Here is a 23,732-nt window from a genome sequence, read left to right as displayed (position 1 = left end):
TTCTCGCCCAATGCCTGTTCGATCTTACGGGATGAATACAAGTTGCGAAGGTAGGCGTAGACTAAGATTTTGAGCAAATCCCGAGGATGATAGCTTGAGGTGCCACCGCCTTTATAGGTTCTTTCTATGGAGGTAATATCTATCTGGTCCAAAATGTTGTTGACGATACGTACAGGATGGTGCTCTGGAACAAGATCATCATAACTGGGTGGAAGAAGACTCAATTGTGCCTGACTGTTGGTCTTCCATACAACTTTTCTTTTCATACCTTAAGATACGAAAAACAGGACTTTTCTTAAAATATAAAGCACAAAAAAGAGGCTGCCTTTTTAGACAGCCTCTTCCCAACTAAAACAAACTAACAAACTAACAATAAAAATTAACGCATATTATTAATACCCAGCGTTCTGAACCAAATAACCTTCAATTATTGAAGCCCCATCAACGGCACTTTGAGGAATTGGCATAAGGCGTTTCTGTGGATCCGAATTTGTTTTTTCTGTATAGGAGTCTTCATATTTTCCAAAACGAATCATATCTGTCCGTCTTTGAAATTCCCAATAAAATTCGAATCCCCGCTCACGGTATAAAATATCTAGGTCCATAGTCTCCAATGCGGGGGCAGTGTGTCTTGCTGTTCTAGCGGCCCTAACAAAATTTACATCGGCCAGGGCGCTACCTGCGTCCCCTTTGCGCAATTGCGCTTCTGCGCGCATTAGGTATATATCGGCATAACGGAGTACCACTAGATCTGCCTGCCCTTTATTTCTTCCAGAATCGGAGGTTTTACTAAATTCATATTTTAATACCCTATATCCATTACTATGAGAACTATTGGTGGTAAAATCTACCTCTAGGGTATGAAAAACAGGATCCCCCACATCGGACCTATTGTTTACAACAAGATCTACCACATACTTATCTCCTTCACATCGCTCAAATGGATCCCCTTTTTTCTCGTGTTGCATTCCATATAACAAGCCCCTATAAATACCTCTGTCCACTTCAAAATCTGCAGCACTTACGCAGCCAGGCTCATTGATTAAATTATCTTTATGGAATCTAGGATCAGCCTCTGCTGGGTCTACATCGCCATAGGCATCTACCCAAGTTTGATAAAAATCTGAAGTGATGGCAGGACCATCGGTACCATTGGCATTGGGAAATTCCGGAAGCGGGTAAAAGTCTCCAGATATAGAAAAGTAAGCCATTCTATTATGACCATCTAGATCTGCGCGTTGGTCAACCGCAAAAATTAATTCCTTGTTGGTATGATTTTCATCATCAAAGATTTCAAAATACTCAGCAGATAGCGCATGCTCCCCAGAACTGATAACCTGATTGGTATATTGAATTACGGCATCCATATCTGCCGGCGTGAAATTTGGGGTGCCATAAGGATCTCTATATACGGCTGCATTTAAATAAATTCTGGCCAACAATGCCTGAACCCCCGTTTTTGTCATTCTTCCCGGACCTACCTCGGTAGTTGTTAATAGTTGAGGTTCCACAGCTTTTAATTCACTTATTATGTAATCAACTGCCTCACTTCCTCTTAGTATAACCGACTGGTCGTCTATATTGTCCTTCACGAACACCAACCCAAAGGCATCTAACAATAAATGGTTAAATAGTGCTCTCATCGCTCTAGCCTCTGCCAGATATACTACCGCTTGGGGATTGGTTTCACTTAATGGCTCTAAGGCATTAATTGCACTCACAGATCTGGCTATATGCTTTGTGACCCCATTCCAAACATCCTTCATAATGGCATTTCCAGGCGTCATGGCATGCCGGTATAAATCGGAATATTTTCCCCCGTCGCCCCAATCGGTACCTCCACGGTAGGGTAATATGGCCTCATCAGTTGATATCTCTTGCATGGCAAAATATATGGTATGCCTCCAAATATCATTGTTCATATTTGCATATACTGGTGCTATAGCCGCAACCGCCTCATCAATACCTTCTGTACTCGGATTTAAGGACTCGTCCAATACAGTTTCCTCTAGATCCGTACAATTCCAGTTTAATAAGATGCTGCCGAACAACAATGCTAATTTTATCTTGTTTTTCATATCTAATTTTATTTTTTATTAAAAGGATACGTTTACACCTAAAACAAATGTTCTTGCCTTGGGATATGCGAACTTATCTATACCAAATGATTGAATCCCTCCTGTGGAACTATCCGTATTTACCTCTGGATCGTACCCGTCATAATCTGTAATTACAAATAAGTTTTGCCCTGTAAAGCTCAAGCGCAGCTCTTGAAGCCAATTGGAAGCCCAGGCCATGGATTTTGTATCAAAAGAATATCCAATGGTCATGTTATTAAGCCTTAAATAAGAACCATCCTTTAAATAACGTGTAGAAACTGCTGCCGAATTAATGATACTTTCTTCAGGATATTGTATAGCAATAGGGGTGGTATTATTAGATTTGCTCAATAGCGTTTTATAAAAACTCCCCATTGCGGTATGGTCATAAATTTCATTACCAGATACCCCGTTAAAATTCACATTAAAGTCCAGTCGCTTATAACTAAGATTGGCATAGAAGTTATAGGTCAAATCCGGCAGAGCACTCCCCACAATGCTTCTATCCTTTTCTGTAATCTCACCATCCCCATCTGTGTCTGCAAACTTAGAAAGACCATCCCCATCTATTCCTATAAACGTTTGCATATAGAAGGCACCAATGGCTTGCCCACTTACAAATCCGTTAATAGTCGCATCGGTAAGACCTTGCCCAGAAGCAGAACCCGTAGTTACTATGGTAAAAGGCGAATCATTCACCATATTATCTATAAATGTGGCATTACCTCCAAATCCATAGGAAAAACCATCGGGGTTTCGTTTAGCATAATCCAACGCTACTTCTAACCCTTTATTGGTTATGGTCATGTCGGGTACATTGGTCCAATAGGTAGGTGCTGGCACAATAGGGTCTACAGGCACAACTTCCAATAAAATATTATCGGATACTTTATGGAAATAATCTACTGTACCGGTTAAACTTCCATCAAACAATCCAAAATCTATCCCCACATTAGATTGGGTTGAAACTTCCCATTGTATGTCTGGGTTAGCAAAACGCGTATACACAGAACCTACAGGATATGGACCATTTTGATCTATTGGATAACTCACATTGTTGGAGTTACTAACCGAATAGGAAGCTTTTGTAATTTTACTTGGAATTTCCTGATTACCGGTTTGTCCCCATCCTGCCCTTAATTTTAAATCACTGAAGATGGATTCCTTCATAAAATCTTCCTCTATAATTCTCCAAGATCCTGCAAAAGAAGTGAATACCCCATATTTGTTGTTCCCTCCAAATTTAGAGGAACCATCGGCTCTTACGGTTGCAGTAAAGAGGTATTTCCCCTTAAAATCCCAATTAAGCCTACCAAAATAGGACTGCAATTCATTTTCATAGGTATTCCCTGAAGGTCTATGGTCACTTATATTCGTATCTCCTCCCAATCCAGGGTTGTTTCTTGGATCTATACCGGTATCCGCTGGAAATTCATCTATGGACCAACTACTACTACGCGCAAAAGTTTTTTGATAAGAATGACCTCCTAAAATACTAAGGTTATGCTCTCCAACTTCAAAGCCATAAGTTAAATAGTTTTCTACAAGGGTATTTCTATATTTTCCGAATGATTGTCTTAAAAAGCCCAAATCATTTCGCTCACTATTGGCTATAGTTTGTTGGTCACTATCTGAGGAACTATTCTCGTACCCTACATTTATTTTGTAAATAAGACCCTCTAAAATTTCATAGGATGGCGCTACATTGATCAATATCTTCCTAGACTCGGAAAAGTTCCCCACATATTTGTTATGTAGTAATGGATTGTTCCAATTTACGGGATTATTGATTTTACCATCTGCGGTATACGCATCAAAAGTAGGGTTGGTAGCATATCCTAAATTATTATTTCTAGATTGTTCTGTAATGGTCGTATTTAAATTATAGTCAATTTTTAATCGATCATCCAAAAGTTTTTGGGTTACATTAATTCGAGCGCTTGTTCTTTTAAGGTCAGAATTATATACAATTCCTTCCTGATCTTGCATTCCCAAAGAGGCGTAATAATTTAATTTGTTGTTGCCGCCAGACAAAACCAGGTTGTGGTTTTGGGTTATTGCTGTCCGGGTTAGCTCATCTTGCCAATCTGTGGCACCACCACCATCTATAAGTTCGTTTCCTGGAATTGCAGCAACTTGTTTCCGGAATTCATCCGCACTAAACACATCTAATTTACGTGCCAAGGTAGAGAGTCCTACATTAGAGGACAACGATAATTTTGAAACCCCTGCCTTACCTTTTTTGGTAGTAATAATCACTACGCCATTAGCACCTCTGGATCCATAAATGGCGGTAGCAGAAGCATCTTTAAGCACATCTATACTTTCAATGTCATCCGAATTGATAAAATTTAAAGGACTATCTCCAGAACCTGTACCTGCCAATCCTAATGGAAATCCATCTAATACAAAAAGCGGACCCGAACCTTGACGTATGGTCCCCTGTCCACGAATTACAATACGTTGGCCACTACCAGGCTCCCCACTAGAGGAGGTGACATTTACCCCTGCGGCCTTACCTTGTATAAGTTGACCTGCATTGGTTACTACTCCTTTATTGAAATCTTCACTGGTAACCCGTTTAACCGCACCGGTGACATCTTTAATTTTCTGGGTTCCGTAACCCACTACCACCACCTCATCCAATTCCGAGGAGTCTTCCTGGAGCACTACGCTAATACTGGTTTGACCATTAAGCGGAATTTCTTTACTGGCATATCCTAAAAAAGAAACGATAAGAGTTGCGCTTTCATCCGATACTTCAATAATAAAGTTACCATCAAAATCGGTTGTTGTTCCATTGGAGGTTCCTTTCTCCAAAACAGTTGCAACAGGCAAGGGAACATTTTGTCCATCGAATACCGTACCGGTAATTCTTGTTTGGGCCCATGACGACATTGTTACAACTAGTGCAAACAACAGCATCAAAATTTTTCTTTTTATCATAATTCTCAGTTTAGTTTAGTGTGATTGCCCACTAATTAACAATAAAACCGCCATATTAAGAATCTTTTAACAGGAATATGCTATGCAAAGGTTTGCATAAACTCCTATAAATTAATTTGTTAAGAATTGCCTTACTCTAAAAATGCAAGCCTTAAGAGAAAAGGAATAGCATGTTTGGTGGGGGCTAGGAAATAATTAGAACCTAGCGTTATAAGGAACATCAGATTAAGGGAGTAACAGAGATACGTCCTTTTCCTCATGGTTTACTATATAGTTTACCACTTCCCCACCAAGGAGAAATTAAATTTGAAATAGCAATTTGGTTAGTATGTAATAGGACCTAGAGCCACTTTATGGAAATCAGACTGCCGCTAAAGACGAAATGCTTTAATTACCAACTAAATAAAAAGAACATATACGTTTAGATTTTTCCACTTTCGCGGTAGCTGTTAATACGCTTTAAAATCAATAGTATAGACAATACCAATACTGACGGTGTTCCAGGATTTTTCATCTAGTTTTATTCCGGTATAGGATACATTCACTTCGGTTTGGGCGCCCATTAAATAGGCCAAGGCAGGCCGGTAATAGAAACCCCCTTTATTCCCCTCGTTTACTCCAAGAGCCTGACCCACATCTCCCCCAATGGAAAAGGAATTGGATGGCCATACTCTTATAGAACCGGCCAAAGGAACAAATTGGATACGGGGAAGGTTTTCTCCATATTCCAAATGATATTTTTCCGGAAATGCATGTATATATCCCGTCATTACCCCAAAATCTACCACCTCCCCTAGTGCAAATCTGTAGCCTGCATCCAAACCCAGCATTATACTCGCTTCTTCTTGAAAGTCATTTAGGGGCAATCCGCCATGTATTCCTAATTTCATTCCACGCTGACCATAAAGGCCCATTCCTAATAGACAAAATAAGAAGACTGCGACATTATTTTTCATGTTTGTTGGTTTAAATAATCCTCAGAAAGAAGGATATCTTGGTTCCCATCATAACTAAAATCTTCATATTAAAGCGCACTATTTTTGTTGTAAAACCGAAAGAAATGGTGGTGGAAATCCTTTTTCAACCTTTTTTTAATAAAAATGTCTGACAATAAAAATAGTATTTACAACTAGGGATTACTATCCAATTAATTAACCACTCCCCACCAAGAAATTGCTAACCAACACCTTAGCGTTACAAACACTTTAATCCCCATAAAACAAGGGAGTCTAGAAGGTTTCCCGTTAACAAACCTTAAAGAAAACCTTAACGTTATTTATGAAGTTTAAAAGCAACCATTGGCGACTAACCCAATCTAAACCATGTAAGCCAACAAAATAAGGTTGGTCTCAAATTAAAACTTTTTTGTTATCATGAATGCTATAGAAATTATAGAACCTATAATGGGTATAATGGATAAATATCCCCTTACCTCTATTGCCTTTTGTTTTATGATTGTCCTAGGGATGATTGTCTATAAAGTTGTAAAATACATAGACCATAAAAACAATAATCGAAATCCATATACAGGTGGCTACAATTAGCGGGTTGTTTTCCCGTAGGGGATCCTATGCTATAAAAATTAGTATTACAAAGGTAACTACGGGAAAAACACCTTTGGTTCTTGGCTACAAATAATCCATTGGTAATAATTAGTGATTGCAACCATAGCTTCTGTGATAATTAAGTAACATTGGCATGCCCCTATTCTAGAATCAAAGTTTCTTTAGGTTTTGTAAACAACCTACCTTTGTATTCCAATATCATCTTCTCTACCTTTTTATAGGAACATACATCACAGTTTCCTCTCTGACTAATAATCAACACCCTGTATCTATAACGCTCACTTCTTAAGCTAAAATTTTACTAGCATAGTGAGTTTAAAATAGATTTTACAAGGATTATAAAATACTGCCAATAAATGAGTTACTATTTTCCTATTTAATTTATATTGGTAGGGCGCTGTACCAACATGAGCGAAATGTTCTATAGTGCAAATACATTTAATCAGCATATTGGCAATTGGGATGTTTCTAAGGTAACGGATATGAATTTTATGTTTCCCTCACGGATATATGTGATCAAGATTTGGGTAGTTGGAATGTTTCTAATGTAGAAAATATGTATGGAATGTTTGCCATAAGTGTTTCAATCAAGATATTGGCGGTTGGGATGTTTCTAATGTAACCGATATGGGTGCTATGTTCTTTTATGCCACAAAATTCAATCAAGATATAGGAAGATGGGATATGAGCAGCATAACAAGATCTGACTGGATGTTCCGTAATGCCGTAGAATTTAAATAAGATATTAGTCAGTGGGATATATCAAATGCATCTAATTTAGATAGCATGTTTTTATTTGCCACAGCTTTCAATCAACCAGGGATTAAGGTCTGGAATATACAAGAAACTGCAAATATGGATTCAATTGTTTATCGTAGTGGTTTGCCAAATACATTCGTTTTTGATAGTAGACCTAATGGATAAGCCCATTATAAATATAATTGAGGTGAATTAATTACCTTATCGTTTGCTTGCTTTAAGACCTATATTACAATTGATGATATAGTAGTGACGAAAACAACTGCGTATGGCAATTACTAAGACCTTGTATGACCATTATAAGCTGTTCTAAATACACATTAGGAAGCAAACATGAAGGTACCGAGCCTTCGGCCTGCCGGATCCTTGTTTCCCCTTCACTATGCGGATCGCTTTTTAATGGTGGAGTTTTATAGATGAATCCCGTAGTCCTTTCGGATGCTCTATAACTATCAAAACTCATTTTCCCATTTCTTCCTGACTTCCTTTTTAATAGTTCCATACCCATCTTCCTTTCCAAGCTCATTTTTATTACCCGTTACCTTCATTTTAGCATGGGACTTCCTTTACGCTTTAAGAAGCGTTGTAGAGGGGCACTATTTTCTAATCGGTTAACCAAGCGTTGTGCGGCCCACGGCTGTAAATCATCATTACTGTTCAATTAAACTAGACGTTATAGAAAGGACATTGGCGATTCTTTAAAGGAGGTCCTCCTTTACACATTTAAAAATGAACCAAAAAAACAATCATAACCTCTATTCACGCCGCTACAACTAAAAGATCTTATTTGAGCGTTAACTGGAAGCATTTTTTCATATAATAAAAAAAACCAGTGAAGCTAGCTACACTGGTTTAAAGTCTTTAAAAAAGGCCAACCTATTTTAGGACGACACCATCTTACTAGGTTATTATTCTATGGTCCAAATATCATTAAACATTTCGCTAGAAATAATTTCCATGCCTCCTGTAATAATGATTTTATTATTAAAGACAGTTGCTGTATGATTTAATCTGCCTGTAAAACTAGCATCAACCGTTAATTGCGTCCAAGAAATTCCATCTTCACTAAACCATGTATCGTTATAAGAAACAACATCTTGCATAGTAGTCTCTTGGTTCACTATGGCACTCCATCCCCCAGTAACCCACATTTTATTATCAAAAGTTACGGCGGTATGGGATGACCTTACGGGAAACACTGAAGTGGTACTAATTTGGGTCCAATGGATACCATCAGTAGAGCTATAAATATCATTATAAAAGCGTTGCGAGAAGTTTTCAACGGAAGCACCACCCATAAGATACAGGGTATTGTTCATAATATGGACGGTATGTTCAGCTCTTGGGGAAAAAGCAGCGCTTTCTATGGCTTCTGTCCAAGTTATACCATCTGTGGAATACCATACATCGTTTAAAGTAATTCCATCATAATGACCACCAATCACCCACATTTTGTCATCAAATACAACACTGGCATGTCCCTTTCTATTACTAAATGCTGCTGAACTAGTTTCTTCTACCCAATCTATACCATTACCTGAAGACCAAACCCTATTAAAAGAACCCGAAATCACCCATAATTTGTTATTATACACTAAAGACGTATGCTCTATTGGTGGTAAATTTAAGGCGTCTTCTGCCACTAAGGTCCAATTTTCACCATCAGTTGAAGACCAAATTTCATTTAAGTTAAACGAATCATCTATACCCCCTATGAGCCATAGTTTATCATTGAATTCAATAAGGGAATGGTGGTTACGTTTAGAAAATGCAGCATTTGCAACTACCGCTGTTTCTGAAAATAGTAGCCCTCTAGTAGTAAAACTAAAAATTGCAGCGCTTTCTGTTTCTGCATTGTTTGCATCTTTTGCCACCACGCGCCAAAAATAGGTAGCTTCTTTCTCTAAATTTTCGGTAATAACCCATTCTAACGTTGTTAGATTTTCAGCTATTTTGGTTGCAGGAGATTCGTGGTTATCCAAATATACGTCATAGGTTACCGCATCCTTGTTTTGGTCTACAGCGGCTTCCCAACTAAGCATTGGATTTGTGTCTACCCCGGTCGCTCCATTTTTTAAAGCAGTCAGATTAAACGAATCTGGGGGCACATTTTTGCGTTCTTCAACTTCCTCCTCGGTAGGTTCTTCTTTATCAATAGGTACCGGTTCAACGGTATCGTCCGTAGAACAGGATGGGAACATTAAAAAAGAGAATGTAAGTAGTGAAAAGTAACGTAGTTTCATAAGGTATTGGTTTAGGGTTTTAATCCTAACGTCCTATGATACGGTATATTGTAGGTTCAAAATAAAAAGGAAAAGACTACAATTAAGGGGAAGGTTGCTGATACTTTTAGGTACCACAAATCAATCCCCTTCCTATTCACATAGGTTTAATAAGCCTTCTCAGGAGCGTATGAAAAAATAACAATGGGAGTTAAAAAAGCTATATAACCACAGTAATTTGCCCTTTAAGTTTAATATTATTTAAATAAAACAACACAATTTTAAATTACACGTGGTAATTCAACGAAAAAATTAGGATACTGTTAATTTTTTAACTTTTTTTAACATCTAACAGTAAGATATGACCATCGAAATGTTCGGTTTTTTCCAGATTAACATTTTTGTACGACCGGACAAAGGGCACTCGCTACTATATAACCAGTCGACTACTACAGCTAAGGTCTATGAATGTAATTTAAACCCAAAAATCATTACCTACTTCCATCCCTATGACCCTAATATATGCACCAACCCCATATCTTGGTTCAATCTAAACATGAATATAAAGGGGAGACTCCTATACATTACATCTGCTAAAAATTTTACTGGCATCACATTTTTACAAAAGATCAACCGAGAATTCCAGATCAATTTAATAAATAATAAACCTTTTACCCCAAGAAAAAACTCTATAGATAAAACCTTAAGGTTATTCAATTTTCAACTGCATTTATTCAAAAAAAGTTTATCAAGCGAATGTAGAGGTCTCTTGACAACGAGTTTCATCCTACGCCAAGCTATGTTTTCATAGACTTAATAGATTAGGGTCTATATAGGCAGAAATACTAATGAAGGATACGCTAGCACAATTTTAAAGCTAGAGCAGTTACCATTATACCTGAAAAGCGCCGATGCTAGGCTGCGCTAAAATCGACCACCAAGCAAATTAAAAGAGAACCAACCTATCATAATTCTGAGTTATGAAAAAAAAGACCGCAAAAATCACTTTATTGCTTTGGGCTTGCCTTTATACTATAACTGTACTTGGATTTGACAAGCTTCATGTTCTAAGTCTGTCATACATTGATGAATCAGAGAACAGCTATCTTTTTAAAAAATTAAAAAAACCTAACAGATCGATTAATGATAACCGATACTTTATGAATCATGACAGCGTTAAAATTAAAAAATCATATTCTTTTATCCTTGATAAACGAAACAGTTCATCAACTACGAATAAAAACTATTTAGCACACTTAAAACAAATAGCTACTCATCGAAAAGAGAATAGTCTAATCGATCAAATCACCAAATCGTCACCTGACTATCCAAATAGTAAAACATTCTCAACATTTGAAAAACGAGAAACAAGGAACTTTCCCTCCCTAGACCAAAATCTAGTTAAAAATCAAGAATTCAATGTTCCTTTCGCCAATTTAAAACCTGAATTCACCCAAGAGTTTATAGCTGCTAATTTCTCTAAGAACCCAAAGGTAGATACATTGGTCGCGCAAGCAAAACGAGCCATTGATGCAGTAAAAGAATTGGGAAACTTCGTGGATATCATTACTGGTAAGGAGTTAATGGAATTACCAGTAGGCCTCAGTAAAAAAGACTCCACTTCCGGAAATACTATTGAACTAGCAATAACCCAAGTGGTTTTTAAACCTCAATATGCAGAATTTAATGCTTGGGCAAAGATGATCATTCCTATAAAAGGACCCAGTGGAGAACCCTACAGGGAACTCTACTTTGGAGCAGAAGGCATAAAACTCTCACATGATGGAGCCCTATTGGGGGATATGAAATTGGTGTTGTTGGGGGATCAAGCTATCACCTTAAACGGGGATAGCTGGCTCTTAACTCTTAAAGGAGGTGTTAATCTTAAAACTGGTGCTTTTGGGGACCAATCCTATGTAGAATTTGACTGTTCTGGATTAAAATCTATTGGACTAGAGGCTGACCTACGTATATCCCGCAATATTCTACTGCCAATTACCAGCGGTGGCAAGTACAAATGTGGCGACCAACCAGGTGACAAATACTTCAAAGGTTCAGATATTATAAAAAATGAGTGCTATGTAGGTGCAGGCTTTAGTGTAAAAGCTAATGGATGGAACGACTTGCTAGTTGAAGTTTCCTTACCCCAGTTTGAAGTAAGAGGATTAAAAGGATGGGGGTTTAATCTCAAAAAAACGGTTTTAGATCTTAGTGATAGTAGAAACATAAATGGAATAAAATTTCCAAAGGATTATAATGAAGTTCTAACTAGGGGCCAACGTAATTTATGGCGTGGATTCTATGCGAAGGAGATAAGTATAATGTTACCTAAAGGCATAGAAAACGTAAAATCATCCGAAAAACGAGTCCAATTTGGTGCACAGCATCTAATCTTAGATAGTCAAGGTGTGTCCGGTAATTTTTTCGCCGAAGATGTTTTAAATATAGGTGAGGGTTCGGCAGGACAGTGGGCCTTTACCATTGCTGACATAAGTCTATCCTTTTCGAGAAACGCATTAACTGGCGGCAAAATTGGGGGCGATATAGCCGTCCCTATTTTTGAGAAACCAATTGATTATAAGGGGTACATACAACATGATAGCTATGGTCTACAAGTAGGTATGCAAAGTAAGTATAAAACCCCCGTTTTTCTAGGTGAAATGCTATTGGAACGAAACTCGAGTGTGGCAATAGACGTAATAGAAGGCAATGTATACCCTTCCGCAAACTTATCTGGCCAACTATCCATTGTCGGAAAAATAAATCAAAAAGAAGGGGAAGAAGAGGAATCAGCCGAACCAGAATCTACCGAGAAGAACAGGAATGGCTTTAGTTTTCCGGGAATTAGGTTCGAAGGTTTAAAGTTGGAAACCGAGCCTGGAAAGAAAGTGATTAGCGCCAAAAACTTTGGATTTGAAGGAGGAATGAAATTAATGAACTTCCCTGCCTCGGTGGAAAAAATGGAACTATTAACTCCTGATAATCAGGTTGGACTTTCCTTTGACCTCAAAGTAAATTTGGACAGTGAAGGTTCCCATGCGATTACTAAAATGGCGGTAATCGGAAAATTGGAAGATGATGCGAAAATCCAGAAATGGAAATTTGAACGAGTTAAAATTGATAGCCTTCAAGTAGATTATGAAAAAAGCAAAGTTAGACTAAAGGGAGGGTTGGCCATCATGGAAGACAACTCCACTTATGGAGATGGATTTAAAGGAGATTTAACTCTCACGATAGAAGAAATAAATTACACTGCTGAAGGAAAAGCGATGTTTGGTAGTAAGGATTTTAGGTATTGGTTTATTGATGTTATCTCTGATAAAAACCAAGATAAGACCAACAAAAAACTACAGATAAACTCATTTGTAGGTGGTGTTTCCCATAAGATGAAAAAAGTAAGTGGCAATTCTGATGGGTTTTCGCCCTCATCAGCAGTTTACGAACCAGATAGCAACACTGATCTGAGCGTAAGAGCAGGAGTGGGAATCAGTGCAAAAAATGAAAATGCTTTTAGCGGAAGGGCATATTTGGATATGGAGTTCAATTCCCATGGAGGATTAAATAGGATAGGATTTACCGGAGAAGGAACTTTTATGAATGATAAGCAATCAGGGAATGTAAGTAGTACAATAGAAGGCATGGGAATTCTAGAAAAAACCCTTAAAAAGGTAGAGGAGGCAATCGTAAAAAATGAGAAGAAAATTAAGAAATTATTGGAAGATGGTAATTATTTGGAAGCTGCCCAAGTATCCGTTCCTAAATCAGATGTTGCTAAAAAGGGAAGTATAGGAGTATATGTTGGTATTGAGAAAGACTTTATTAACCAAACTTTTGATGGCGAGTTTGAACTGTACTTAGATTTAGAAGGCATCCGTGGCGGAGGTGCCGATAATCAAGCAGGATATGCGAAAATGCATACCGGTCCTGATGATTGGTATATTTATATAGGTACCCCACAAAAGCGTATCTCGTTAGTTTTTTCCATGGAAATGTTCGAACTAGAAGTTGGCGGATATTTTATGACAGGAACCAAACTACCCTCCCAGTTAGATCCACATCCCCAAGTAGTGAAAATTTTGGGTAGTGATCTGCTAAATAGCAATCGTAAGCAAAATCAGTTGGAAGCTGCAAAAGGGTTTGCGTTTGGTCTTAATTTCATATATCGTGAAAATTATTCTTATGCCATTTTCTATGCATCGCTGGAAGCAGGGGCAGGATTTGATGTAATGCACGCCTATTATCCAGAGGCGAAATGTGTAGGACGTCCAAAACCAGTAGGTAACAATGGGTGGTATTCCATGGGACAGATTTACGCATACCTGTACGGACAGTTTGGAGTTCAAGTTAATCTAGCATTTATAAAAGGAAAATTTCAGATTGCAGAAGCTGGTGTAGCAGCCATGTTGCGTGGACAGTTTCCTAATCCGGTTTATATAAAGGGTCATGTTGGGATGTACTATAATATTTTAGGGGGATTAGTCTCCGGACGCATGCGCCTAAAGGTAGAGATGGGTGAAGAATGTGAATTAGAAAACACTAACAATGCAATAGGTGTGCCTATGATTGCTGATGTGTCCCCATCGGATAATAGTGATGACGTTTCGGTGTTTACAGCTCCCCAGGCAGTTTTTAACTATCCTGCCAACCAAAGTTTTGACGTGGAATTAGAAAGCGGAACAAGAGTTTTTAAACTCCAATTGCAAAAATTTAGTGTTACATCAGAAGGGAAATCTCTTGAAGGCAGTTTGGAATGGAACGACAAGAGGGATGCTGTAACCTTTAAACCAATTGAAACTTTACCCTCTCATAAACAAGTAAAAGTGGTCGTGGAAGTTAGTTTTGATGAAAAAATAGGCGGCACTTACCAAACCATGTTAGATAATGGAAAACCTATAGTAGAGAAAAAGGAGGTGATTTTTAAAACAGATAAAGCTCCAGATTATATCTCCATGGAAAATATCGTATACATGTATCCTGTCCCTGATCAGAAAAGCTTTTATCCTGAGGAATACAAAAAAGGATATTTAAAAATGAAACAGCCTCAACACTACCTTTTTGAGGCTGGATATGAGATGCGTGCTGAATTTTCAGACAATAGTACAGGTCAAGCAATACGCACAAATCTTTCCTATGACCGCTCTAAATCGACCGTCTATTATGACGTACCTGATATGATGTTAAACGCACCTTACACTTTAAATCTCATTGCCTTCCCTCCAGGTGCAGAAATAAAACAAGAAATTAAAATTGTAAAAGAAGACTTAATAACCGACGCCGAGGTTGGTGACACCAATTGGTACGATGTAGATTCGGGCTCACAGGGAAAAGAAACCATAAATATTGCTGGGAGCGCTGTTATTTCAGGAAAGAAAGCTAATAAGGTAACACTCTCCAACGGTACACCTAAATCAATTTTAGAGTATAATTTTAAGACTAGTAAACATGAATCCTTCAAAAACAAAGTGAAGGACTTAAAAGCAACCAGTTTTTTACTCAACTATAATAAAGTTGCCCACTCCATGTCTATTAAAGTAGCGGATTATGAGTACTTGGATAAACTGGAGGTAGTTGGCGGCAAGTACACCAACTCAATTCCATTGGTTTATGCAGAAGCTTTACTAAAAGATGATTATTACAAAAAAGGTATTTACCCCCTTATTTATAAAAATTATCCGTTAGATGGCAACATTAGAGTAAATCGGGATGAGGATCTTTTAGGCGTTCCTCCTATCCGCGCCTTCAATATAGGGAATGAATATTTGGCTCATCTAGAGGTAAACCCTAATTCTACTTGGGTAAGAAATAGGATTCCCTTTATATACAACCTACCCTATACTTATAAGACAGATTTAGTATATCTCAGGAATACTATTACAAGTAGATACAATAAAACTAGTGGAAATTTAGAAAAATATGAGGCATTTAAATACATAATGGAAGGAAGCCTACCTAATTTACCATTGGGGACTTACAAAGCACAATTAATTTATCGAACCCCAGGCGATTTATACCAAAAAGGTTACGAAATTAAATATTATAACGAATAATAGTCAATCATCACGATTGCTATTCGAACAAATATTTGAACGGGAAAAAGGTTGGTCATAATAACATAATAAATAAAAATTTGAAACATATACTACCATTAATATTATTATTGGTTTCTTGGGTGAACGCTCAAGAAAAGCCTTCCGTCCAAGTAATTGCACGTTCCCTACCCGATAAGGTTCTATTGCGCTGGGCTGTGGATGAGCCTTTAGCATGGAAAAAGTCGAACGAATATGGTTTCTTGATCGAGAAAAGCACCATTTCGCGTAATGGGGAAGCAGTGATTCCCATAGAGCGACAGCAGTTGGTAAGTGCCCCATTAAAACCCAGACCATTGGCAGAGTGGGAGGTGCTCGCTGTCTCCGACCAAAGTGCAGCGGTGTTAGCACAGGCCTTATATGGCGACAGCTTTATTACCGAATCTCCTAAAAATGCAATGGGTAAAATATATGCCGTAAACGATGAATTAGAACAACGATTTACTTTTGCTTTACTCGCAGCAGAACAAAATTTTGAAGCAGCAAAATTAGCTGGTTGGGCGTTTGAAGATACCAATGTTAAACCTGGTGAGAAATACGTTTACAAAATCATGGTAGCCACACCAATAGAAACTAGTCTGGATATTATAGAAGGCAGCGTTTTCGCAAGTCCCGACTTATACGAAGAATTACCAAAACCGATAGGATTAGCCGCTGTTTTTGCTGATGAAAATGTTATGCTAAGCTGGAATTTCAATCTACTGCAACACGTATATACAAGTTACGTTATTGAGCGGTCTGATGATAACAATAATTTTAAACAGTTAAATGGTGTACCCATTTTCAATGCACAAGAATCGAATCACAGTCAAGAAGCATCTCTTTTTTATACTGATTCCATCCCCAACAATACAAATTTTTACTATCGAATTAAAGGTAAAACAGCTTTTGGAGAAACAGGACCATCTACAGAACCGTTACTGGGCAAAGCAACAAAAAACCTAGGATTTGTCCCCCGTATTTATAAAAAGGAAATTCCTTCTGAAAACAACGCAGTCCTATACTGGGAATTTGATAAAAATGGTAACGACCTTATTAAGGGTTTTGAGGTTCGACGTGCCAATAAAGAAAAAGGACCTTTTGAGACAGTAAAAACTGGTTTATCAGTTACAGAAAGACAAACAACCGTTACAGACCTAAAGCGAATTAATTATTATACTGTTGTTGCATTAGGTAAAAATGGAGTAGAAAGTGAGTCGTATGCAACTATGGTACAACCTATTGATTCCACCCCACCTGCCCCACCTATTGGGTTTCATGCTATAGTAGATTCTACAGGAATCATAAAATTAAGCTGGACCAAAAATTTAGAAGATGATTTGGGTGGGTATCGCATTTTTCAAAGCAATAGGCCTGATATGGAATTTAGCGAACTGACTAATTCCACATTAAGAGGTGAAACCTTTGTGGACACTATACCTATAAATAACCTGAACCAAAAAGTACATTACAAAATAGTTGCCGAGGATCTACGGTATAACCGTTCTGGATTTTCGGAAATTTTATCGGTGGATAAACCAGATATAGTTCCTCCAACATCCCCCTTGCTAAATAACTATTTAGTAACCAAAGAAGGAATCCAACTCTCTTGGAACCCTAGTTGTAGTGTAGATGTGTCATCTCATGTTGTATACCGAAAAATGGGAAACACGCCAGAAATGGTATGGGAAAGATTATATGAATCTTTCACTAACAACGATTCCCTTTATTATGATAAAACGCTCAAAAATCCAGGCTTATATAATTACACAGTTATTGCCAAAGATTCTGTGGGCTTAGAGAGTTTACCAGCAAATCCCATAAGTATAGTATGGAATGGAAAAATATTAAGTGGTGACGATATAAAACTCCAAGGTGCTGTAAATCGTGAATTGAGATTCATAAACCTTTCTTGGAAGGTGAAATCCAGTGATGTTATTGAGTTTCGACTTTATCGAGGCGTAAATAGTAGGCAATTAAAATTATATAAAACTTTAGCCGGCAACTCCAAGGGATTTAACGATACCGATTTGGAGATAAACACGGACTATACCTACGGATTACAATTGGTCCTAAATGGGGGTCTGAATTCTTTAATTAAAGAGATAAATTTAAAATATTAGGTTATGAAAAAGAATTTGTTTGTTGTTTTATTTATTCTTTCAAACCTAGCTTTTAGTCAGAATAAAGAATATGATATATATGTAGAATATAGATACGTGGGCGGCATTGACCCCTATAATGGAAATGTTTCTATCGGAGTTGGAAATGTTATTGAATTTAATGAATTTTTTCAATCACTTAGCAGTCCCCCTTCTGCATTTACAAGAGGCGGTATTTTAGCCAACACAACAATGGTTGACGCTCTTCCTTGGAACGCTAGTTTAGATTTTGGATTATACTCTAGCTCAGATAATGGAATGGTCTCCTTAGGCATTAATGGCAAATCTGATTTTCATATTTCTGGACAAGGTTTCTCATGGAGTGCTAGAATCTTACTATTGGAAAAAATTAAGATAAGCGCTCCAGAAGGTAGAAGGTGCTTCAAGGACAAAATTACAGTTCAGGCTAGTAAAGGGCATCCTACTGAAGCATATACATGGTTATATTCTGCCAAAGGATATGACGAACAAGAATTTGCAAGTAGTTCTTCAAGTATAAATGTTAGTTTAGAAGATTTATACCCTGACCCAAATGACCAACTTAATTTAATTGATGAAGTCATAACTTTTAGACTCTATAATAGTTTGAATGATTATTCGCATGTTGCAACCTATATTTGGAGTGATTGCTCCATAGAACTCAGATATGACGATTACATACAATACACAAACCCCACCTGTTTTAAAGGTGATGATGATGGGGAAAGCAATGGTACTGTATCCCTTAACTTCAAGGGCAATGTAGACGAGGCTGGCGGCTGGGAGATGCGATATTTCATATTTCAAGGAAAACCTGAGGATCTTAATATTGACCCTATGGATAGTACACCTCCTCAAGTTTATGGCGGAGTACGATTTAGTCCGAAAAGTCCAGATAACCCAAGTGGTGCAGGTTATTTAACTTATAATGAAATTGACGGTTCTTATTCAGGCACATATATTGGACTTGAAGGCATCAACTCGGGTATTAATCCACCTCCTGATGAACTTAATCAGCAAGACTATTTTATAGTTTATCAAGAAGTAAAGTACTTTGAAGGGACAGCAACAGTAAAAAGTGGAGAAATAGTCCCTTCGTTCACGATTCGTCAACCCACTCAAGTAACCTTAAACACTTCTGATCCCAAATTCTATACTCCTGCATCTTGTGGCAATCCCGCCATATTCAACTTCAATAATATTGCAACAGGGGGGGACAATCTTGATCCTGGAGGTAGTTATTCATTCGAATATAGTATGGATAACGGTACAAGCTGGAAATCCGTAGATATATCAAATAATATACTGAAAATTGAAGCTATTGAAGGCCAACAACAAACGGTAGAAGTAAGAGGAATTTATAATATCAGAGGCACCGGTTGTTCAGGAGAAAGATATAAATATACCATTTTACCTGTTATACCACCAGTAGTTTTTTCCAATCCCATAGCGAGTACTACATCAACTGCAGAGGCATCAGACGGGAGCGTACGGGTAGGGTTTTCTGGTGGTTTTAAACCGTATTTGTATTCGCTAACCAAATTTAACTCAGATACGGACACTTTTGAATTTTTTGACTCGAATCCAAATACCATAGATACACCAGGAGGGCCTGAAGTTTCTTTTGACAGTCTCCCTATCGGAACCTATCGCATTATCATAAAATATAATAACAAAATATGCTCTCAAGGAACAGCAGACTTGATTGTCGGAACAGATCCTATCCCAATCTTAGGGAACCCCACTGTAATGCAAATGGGCTGTGAAGGGAGCTATGCATCCATAAGCGTTCCTATAACCGATTTCAATGATAAATATCGTTATCAATGGATTATTAATGGAGTTGCCTCGGCCATCCAAACCGGTAGTAATCCCACCCTAGTTGAAAACTCTATTACTACCCCTGGTTTACACACTCTAAGGGTTTCAAATGGTGAAGTTTCAGATGCGGATTTTAACAATGATCCTTATATATCATCTACGATGGTGGAAATCGATAATCCCTCAACCGTAACTATAACCAATGTCATTCCAAACACGACTCAATGCGAAGATTCTAATGATGGAAGTATAACCCTAACTGCTACAGGAGGAATTTCCTATGAGTACAGTCTGGATTTTTTTCCAAATGAAACGGATTGGATTCCTTTGACAGACAATACCATTACCGACTTGGCACCTGGTCGATATCGAGTTACTATCCGGAATCAAGATGGATGCGAATCAGAGAGCTTAGAAAATATTATTGTAGAAGAGGCCCCAATAATAGAGGTCATCACCACTAAAACAGATGCCACTATATATGGTGGCAATGAGGGTACAATAACGTTAAATATTACTGGCGGATCTCCATTTTCTGAACCCAGTTATCCATACATCATTTCATGGGAGAAAGACGGAACAACCTATGTAGACAACGATACTTCAACTCCAAACTTCATTAATGAATTGGGAGCTGGGGAATACACCGTTACGGTGACAGACGCCAATAATTGTGATAACACCATTAGCATCACAATTACTGAACCAGGTCCCTTAACAATTCTAAGCTTCAATGGTACAGCTTCTTGCAGCGAATTAGATAATGGAACGCTCACTGCTACTGCACAGGGAACGGGACAGCTTATTTTTAACTGGATTCTAAATGATGGCTCTCCTACGGGAACCTTGCTGGCTTCTACACCTACCATGGACGGCACGGCATCGCTTGAGGGATTGTCGTTAGGCACATACTCTCTAAACATTATTGAAGTGGACAGCGGTAATGAAGTAAATAGCGATCAAGATTTTATAATAGAGGAAGCATCACTTATAACCGCGACTATCGCAATTACAAAGTCAAGTTGTGGAATTCCAAATTCAGGAACCATTTTAATATCCAACGTATCAGGAGGCACCCCGTTTCCCTCAGGGTCCGGTTATGAATACCACATAAACGATTCCTTTAATAACTATCAGTCGGACCCAGAATTCATAAATCTACCTCCTAGGACATATATTGTTACTATACGTGATGTCAGAGGTTGTGAGTATAACGAAACTGTGGAAATAACACAGGCTGGCGCTCCCGTTCTTGATCAAACAAATACGGTCTTAACGAATCCCACTGATATTAGTGGAGCTGACGGGGCTATTACCTTAGCCTTCATCGGCGATGCATCTAACTATAGCTATGAATGGACAGGGAGTGGGATTGATGGAGTCACATCTAAAGATGTTACTGGTCTAGTGGCGGGCGACTATCAGGTAACTGTTTCCGCTCCCGGCGCCTGTATTTTAGTTACCAGTTTCAGTATTGTAGATCCCGTAGAGTCAGAGACACTTGTAGCGACTATTAGCAAAACTGTTTTATTAAAATGTAATGGTGATGATTTTGCTGAAATCACTGCCAATGTTCAAGAAGGTACGGCTCCTTATACCTATGAGTGGTTTCAAATTGTAAATGGCAGTAGTCTGGCACTCTCAGGGGATACTGGAATTATTGAAGGATTAACTGTCGGAACATATTTTTTACAAGTCACGGATGCCAATAACAATATTGTAAATACATCACCACTTACCATCACCCAACCCGATACATTAACGATACATGTAGATGAAGTAAAAGATATTTTGTGTAGTGGAGAGGTTACAGGAGCAATTAATGTTTCGGTTGCAGGAGGTACTGCCCCTTATTCCTATATATGGAGCAATGGCGAAATAGATCAAAATTTAAGCAATATAGGAGCAGGTGAATACACATTGGAGGTCATGGATGCCAATGCATGTTTCACTGAAATTACGGTAACTGTCAATAATGCTCCAAATAGCATTCAGATTACAAATGTCTCCATAATTAATGTTTCAGATTATAAGGCTAATAACGGTAGTATTACTGTAGGTGTTGCAGGAGGATCAACCCCCTATAATATTAACTGGACACGTCAATCGGATAATGCAAGTCTCGGTAATCAAGGGTCAATCTCCAACCTGTCATCAGACACGTATCAAATTTCTATAATCGATGCAAATGGTTGTAGTATTATTGAAAATTATGAGGTTAGTCAACCAGACATTGTAGATGAAACCATTGTTCAGCCTAGTTGTTCTGGTGATTCTAATGGGAGCATCTCAGTTTTAGTCAATCAAGGGAATGGAAACTTCACCTATAATTGGAATACGGGTGCAACAACCACTGCTATTAACAATTTAACTGTTGGCAGTTATACAGTTACTATAAGTGGCCTAGGGAACGACCCTCTAAATAGAACTTATGTAATAGAGGATCCATTACCGCTAGAAGTGGATTTAGGAGAAACTAGGACTTTATGTGGGGGACAAGAGCTGGTCTTGGGTGCAAATGTAGAAGATGTCACCGCCAGTTATTCATGGACCTCAGACACAGGATTTACCAGCACCCTTCCTACCATTACACTAACTGAAGGCGGTACGTATACAGTTACTATTACTTCCCAAAATGGATGTAGTGCAACAGGAAGTGTTTTAGTAGAGGTAAGCGAGGAGGAAATCAACGCCGAATTTGCCATGTCCAGTCAAGTATTCACTGGAGAGTCTCTAATGGTCATAGATCTTAGCTTTCCCTTTCCAGAATCCTTGGAATGGGTAATTCCCGATGGGGTAACGATTGTAAGAACAACTACCGATGAGGCAGAACTTATCTTCAATGAAGCAGGGGAGTATGAAGTTGGTATCATAATAAAAATTGGAGATTGTTCGGCACAACGATTTAAGAAGGTTCTTGTGGTTGCCAATGAAAATAATGAAGTCGTAGATATTAATAATGATTCTAATAAGCAGTTGGAAGATTTTATAATTTATCCCAACCCTACCAATGGAAAGTTTACAGCCGATATAACCCTTTCTAAAAGGGGCAACATCAGTATTAAAGTTTTTAATTTTGCCAATAACGCTCTTATGGCTTCTGCAAAAGAAGGAGGCAGCACCTCTTATAGTGTTCCATTTGACATTTCTGGCTTACCAGCGGGAGTCTATGCAGTGGTACTAGAAACACCATTTGGAAATTCTTTAAGGAAAGTGATTTTAAAATAGAATGAATGTTGAGAAGTGAGTAAGACAAAATCGATAGAATATGAAAGCAGTAGTCCTATATTTCGTTTTGTTAGCCGCCTTTATTAAAGGATTGTGTTCGTTTAATAAAGGTAATGTGACAACATGCTATCTATCGAAAACTTTGTTGTTCAGGGAGTTGACCCCATCTTCTATTATTACATCTATTAAAGAAGGGTATAAGAATCATAAATGGTGTCGTTTTAATATAATGAGACTACTTTATAGTCTACTATTTTTCATCAGTTCTTTCGTTTCAATTGCTCAATCCTTTCCTGTACAAGTAATTCCGCAGGCCACTCCTCCTCCACCCATTTATTTCTCCGAATATGCCAATGCCGGTACCATAAATAGTCCCCTACGTGTGCAGCTGATCCTGAACGATTTTCAAATCGCCAATAGGGAAGTGCGACTGCGGGCCTACTTCCAAGGAAATGGTATCCAATTCCGCAGCAACGATATGGTGGTAGGGGCAGGTCCATTCTTTTTGGAAGGAGGAAGTCCATTAGTCCTTACCAATGTAGACTTGGCGCCGTATTTTAAATTTGAAAATATTACGGGTATTTCACCCAACGTATATGGTAAAGCCATTCCTGAAGGTGCCTATCAATTTTGTTTTGAAGTGTTGGATGCTACTACCGGTAAACAGCTCTCACAAAAAAGCTGTGCGGTCAGCGTTATTTTCCAAAACGAACCGGCCTTCTTGATAGCACCTGTAAACAGGGCCAATATCGCAGAGACCAATCCGCAGAACATTATTTTTCAGTGGACCCCTAGGAGTATCAATGTCACCAATGTGGAGTATGAGCTCAGCCTAGTAGAGATTTGGGACAATGTAATAGACCCCCAGGCGGCGTTTTTAAGCGCT

The 23,732-nt window shown here is 38.2% G+C and carries 14 protein-coding genes; 8 read left to right on the top strand and 6 right to left on the bottom strand.

Annotation, left to right across the window (positions count from 1 at the left end; genetic code table 11):
* The 4 genes from G466_RS0117945 to G466_RS0117930 all read right to left on the bottom strand — a co-directional run.
* A partial coding sequence (locus G466_RS0117945) for a transposase (protein WP_026814872.1) occupies nt 1-266 on the bottom strand: 266 nt, incomplete at its 3' end.
* Between the two features lie 126 nt (nt 267-392).
* Entirely contained in the window at nt 393-2,078 is a 1,686-nt protein-coding gene (locus G466_RS0117940) for a RagB/SusD family nutrient uptake outer membrane protein (RefSeq protein WP_026814871.1), read from the bottom strand.
* 18 nt (nt 2,079-2,096) lie between these two features.
* Nucleotides 2,097-5,045 (bottom strand): SusC/RagA family TonB-linked outer membrane protein, encoded by a 2,949-nt coding sequence (locus G466_RS0117935; protein WP_157374003.1) that lies wholly within the window; start codon nt 5,043-5,045, stop codon nt 2,097-2,099.
* A gap of 449 nt (nt 5,046-5,494) precedes the next feature.
* The gene (locus G466_RS0117930; RefSeq protein ID WP_026814869.1) at nt 5,495-6,001 is read right to left on the bottom strand and encodes a hypothetical protein; all 507 of its coding nucleotides are present in this window, start codon (nt 5,999-6,001) and stop codon (nt 5,495-5,497) included.
* Between the two features lie 417 nt (nt 6,002-6,418).
* Here G466_RS0117930 and G466_RS23990 point away from each other — a divergent pair, with 417 nt between their 5' ends.
* The 4 genes from G466_RS23990 to G466_RS24770 all read left to right on the top strand — a co-directional run bounded on the left by G466_RS23990 (nt 6,419) and on the right by G466_RS24770 (nt 7,534).
* Nucleotides 6,419-6,589 carry a hypothetical protein gene (locus G466_RS23990; RefSeq protein WP_157374000.1) on the top strand — a complete coding sequence of 57 codons (171 nt, stop codon included), beginning with the start codon at nt 6,419-6,421 and terminating at the stop codon, nt 6,587-6,589.
* Nucleotides 6,590-7,017: 428 nt separating this feature from the next.
* A complete protein-coding gene (locus tag G466_RS24780) occupies nt 7,018-7,161 on the top strand; it encodes a BspA family leucine-rich repeat surface protein (RefSeq protein ID WP_084418958.1) in 144 nt (47 codons plus the stop codon).
* A gap of 76 nt (nt 7,162-7,237) precedes the next feature.
* Nucleotides 7,238-7,351 (top strand): BspA family leucine-rich repeat surface protein, encoded by a 114-nt coding sequence (locus G466_RS24775; protein WP_394331703.1) that lies wholly within the window; start codon nt 7,238-7,240, stop codon nt 7,349-7,351.
* Between the two features lie 3 nt (nt 7,352-7,354).
* Nucleotides 7,355-7,534, top strand: a complete 180-nt coding sequence (locus tag G466_RS24770) for a BspA family leucine-rich repeat surface protein (RefSeq protein ID WP_373296645.1) — start codon at nt 7,355-7,357, stop codon at nt 7,532-7,534.
* 64 nt (nt 7,535-7,598) lie between these two features.
* Here G466_RS24770 and G466_RS23985 read toward each other — a convergent pair whose 3' ends face one another.
* Both G466_RS23985 and G466_RS0117905 read right to left on the bottom strand, forming a co-directional pair.
* Complete coding sequence (locus tag G466_RS23985; RefSeq protein WP_157373997.1) at nt 7,599-7,895, bottom strand: hypothetical protein; 297 nt, start codon at nt 7,893-7,895, stop codon at nt 7,599-7,601.
* A gap of 382 nt (nt 7,896-8,277) precedes the next feature.
* Nucleotides 8,278-9,612, bottom strand: a complete 1,335-nt coding sequence (locus tag G466_RS0117905; protein ID WP_157373994.1) for a Kelch repeat-containing protein — start codon at nt 9,610-9,612, stop codon at nt 8,278-8,280.
* A gap of 959 nt (nt 9,613-10,571) precedes the next feature.
* On the opposite strand from G466_RS0117905, the gene G466_RS0117895 reads away from it, so the two are divergent.
* From G466_RS0117895 to G466_RS22560, 4 genes are all read left to right on the top strand, one after another.
* Nucleotides 10,572-15,638, top strand: a complete 5,067-nt coding sequence (locus tag G466_RS0117895) for a hypothetical protein (protein WP_026814866.1) — start codon at nt 10,572-10,574, stop codon at nt 15,636-15,638.
* An 80-nt stretch (nt 15,639-15,718) separates the two neighbouring features.
* Nucleotides 15,719-17,779, top strand: coding sequence for a fibronectin type III domain-containing protein (locus tag G466_RS0117890; RefSeq protein ID WP_157373991.1), 2,061 nt, complete (start codon nt 15,719-15,721; stop codon nt 17,777-17,779).
* A gap of 3 nt (nt 17,780-17,782) precedes the next feature.
* Nucleotides 17,783-22,846 carry a T9SS type A sorting domain-containing protein gene (locus tag G466_RS0117885; protein ID WP_026814864.1) on the top strand — a complete coding sequence of 1,688 codons (5,064 nt, stop codon included), beginning with the start codon at nt 17,783-17,785 and terminating at the stop codon, nt 22,844-22,846.
* 40 nt (nt 22,847-22,886) lie between these two features.
* Nucleotides 22,887-23,732: hypothetical protein (locus G466_RS22560; RefSeq protein ID WP_157373988.1), on the top strand; the 846-nt coding region annotated here is incomplete at its 3' end.

This window comes from Arenibacter certesii DSM 19833, from assembly GCF_000429545.1.
Lineage (GTDB): Bacteria > Bacteroidota > Bacteroidia > Flavobacteriales > Flavobacteriaceae > Arenibacter > Arenibacter certesii.
This window is presented reverse-complemented; position numbering and strand designations above follow the sequence as displayed.

Excerpts from the sequence above, each read along its gene's own strand:
- G466_RS24780 (WP_084418958.1), top strand. The coding sequence starts at position 7,018 with ATGAGCGAAATGTTCTATAGTGCAAATACATTTAATCAGCATATTGGC.
- G466_RS0117885 (WP_026814864.1), top strand. The coding sequence starts at position 17,783 with ATGAAAAAGAATTTGTTTGTTGTTTTATTTATTCTTTCAAACCTAGCT.
- G466_RS0117930 (WP_026814869.1), bottom strand. The coding sequence starts at position 6,001 with ATGAAAAATAATGTCGCAGTCTTCTTATTTTGTCTATTAGGAATGGGC.
- G466_RS23990 (WP_157374000.1), top strand. The coding sequence starts at position 6,419 with ATGAATGCTATAGAAATTATAGAACCTATAATGGGTATAATGGATAAA.
- G466_RS23985 (WP_157373997.1), bottom strand. The coding sequence starts at position 7,895 with ATGAGCTTGGAAAGGAAGATGGGTATGGAACTATTAAAAAGGAAGTCA.
- G466_RS24775 (WP_394331703.1), top strand. The coding sequence starts at position 7,238 with ATGGGTGCTATGTTCTTTTATGCCACAAAATTCAATCAAGATATAGGA.
- G466_RS0117935 (WP_157374003.1), bottom strand. The coding sequence starts at position 5,045 with ATGATAAAAAGAAAAATTTTGATGCTGTTGTTTGCACTAGTTGTAACA.
- G466_RS0117905 (WP_157373994.1), bottom strand. The coding sequence starts at position 9,612 with ATGAAACTACGTTACTTTTCACTACTTACATTCTCTTTTTTAATGTTC.
- G466_RS0117940 (WP_026814871.1), bottom strand. The coding sequence starts at position 2,078 with ATGAAAAACAAGATAAAATTAGCATTGTTGTTCGGCAGCATCTTATTA.
- G466_RS0117895 (WP_026814866.1), top strand. The coding sequence starts at position 10,572 with ATGAAAAAAAAGACCGCAAAAATCACTTTATTGCTTTGGGCTTGCCTT.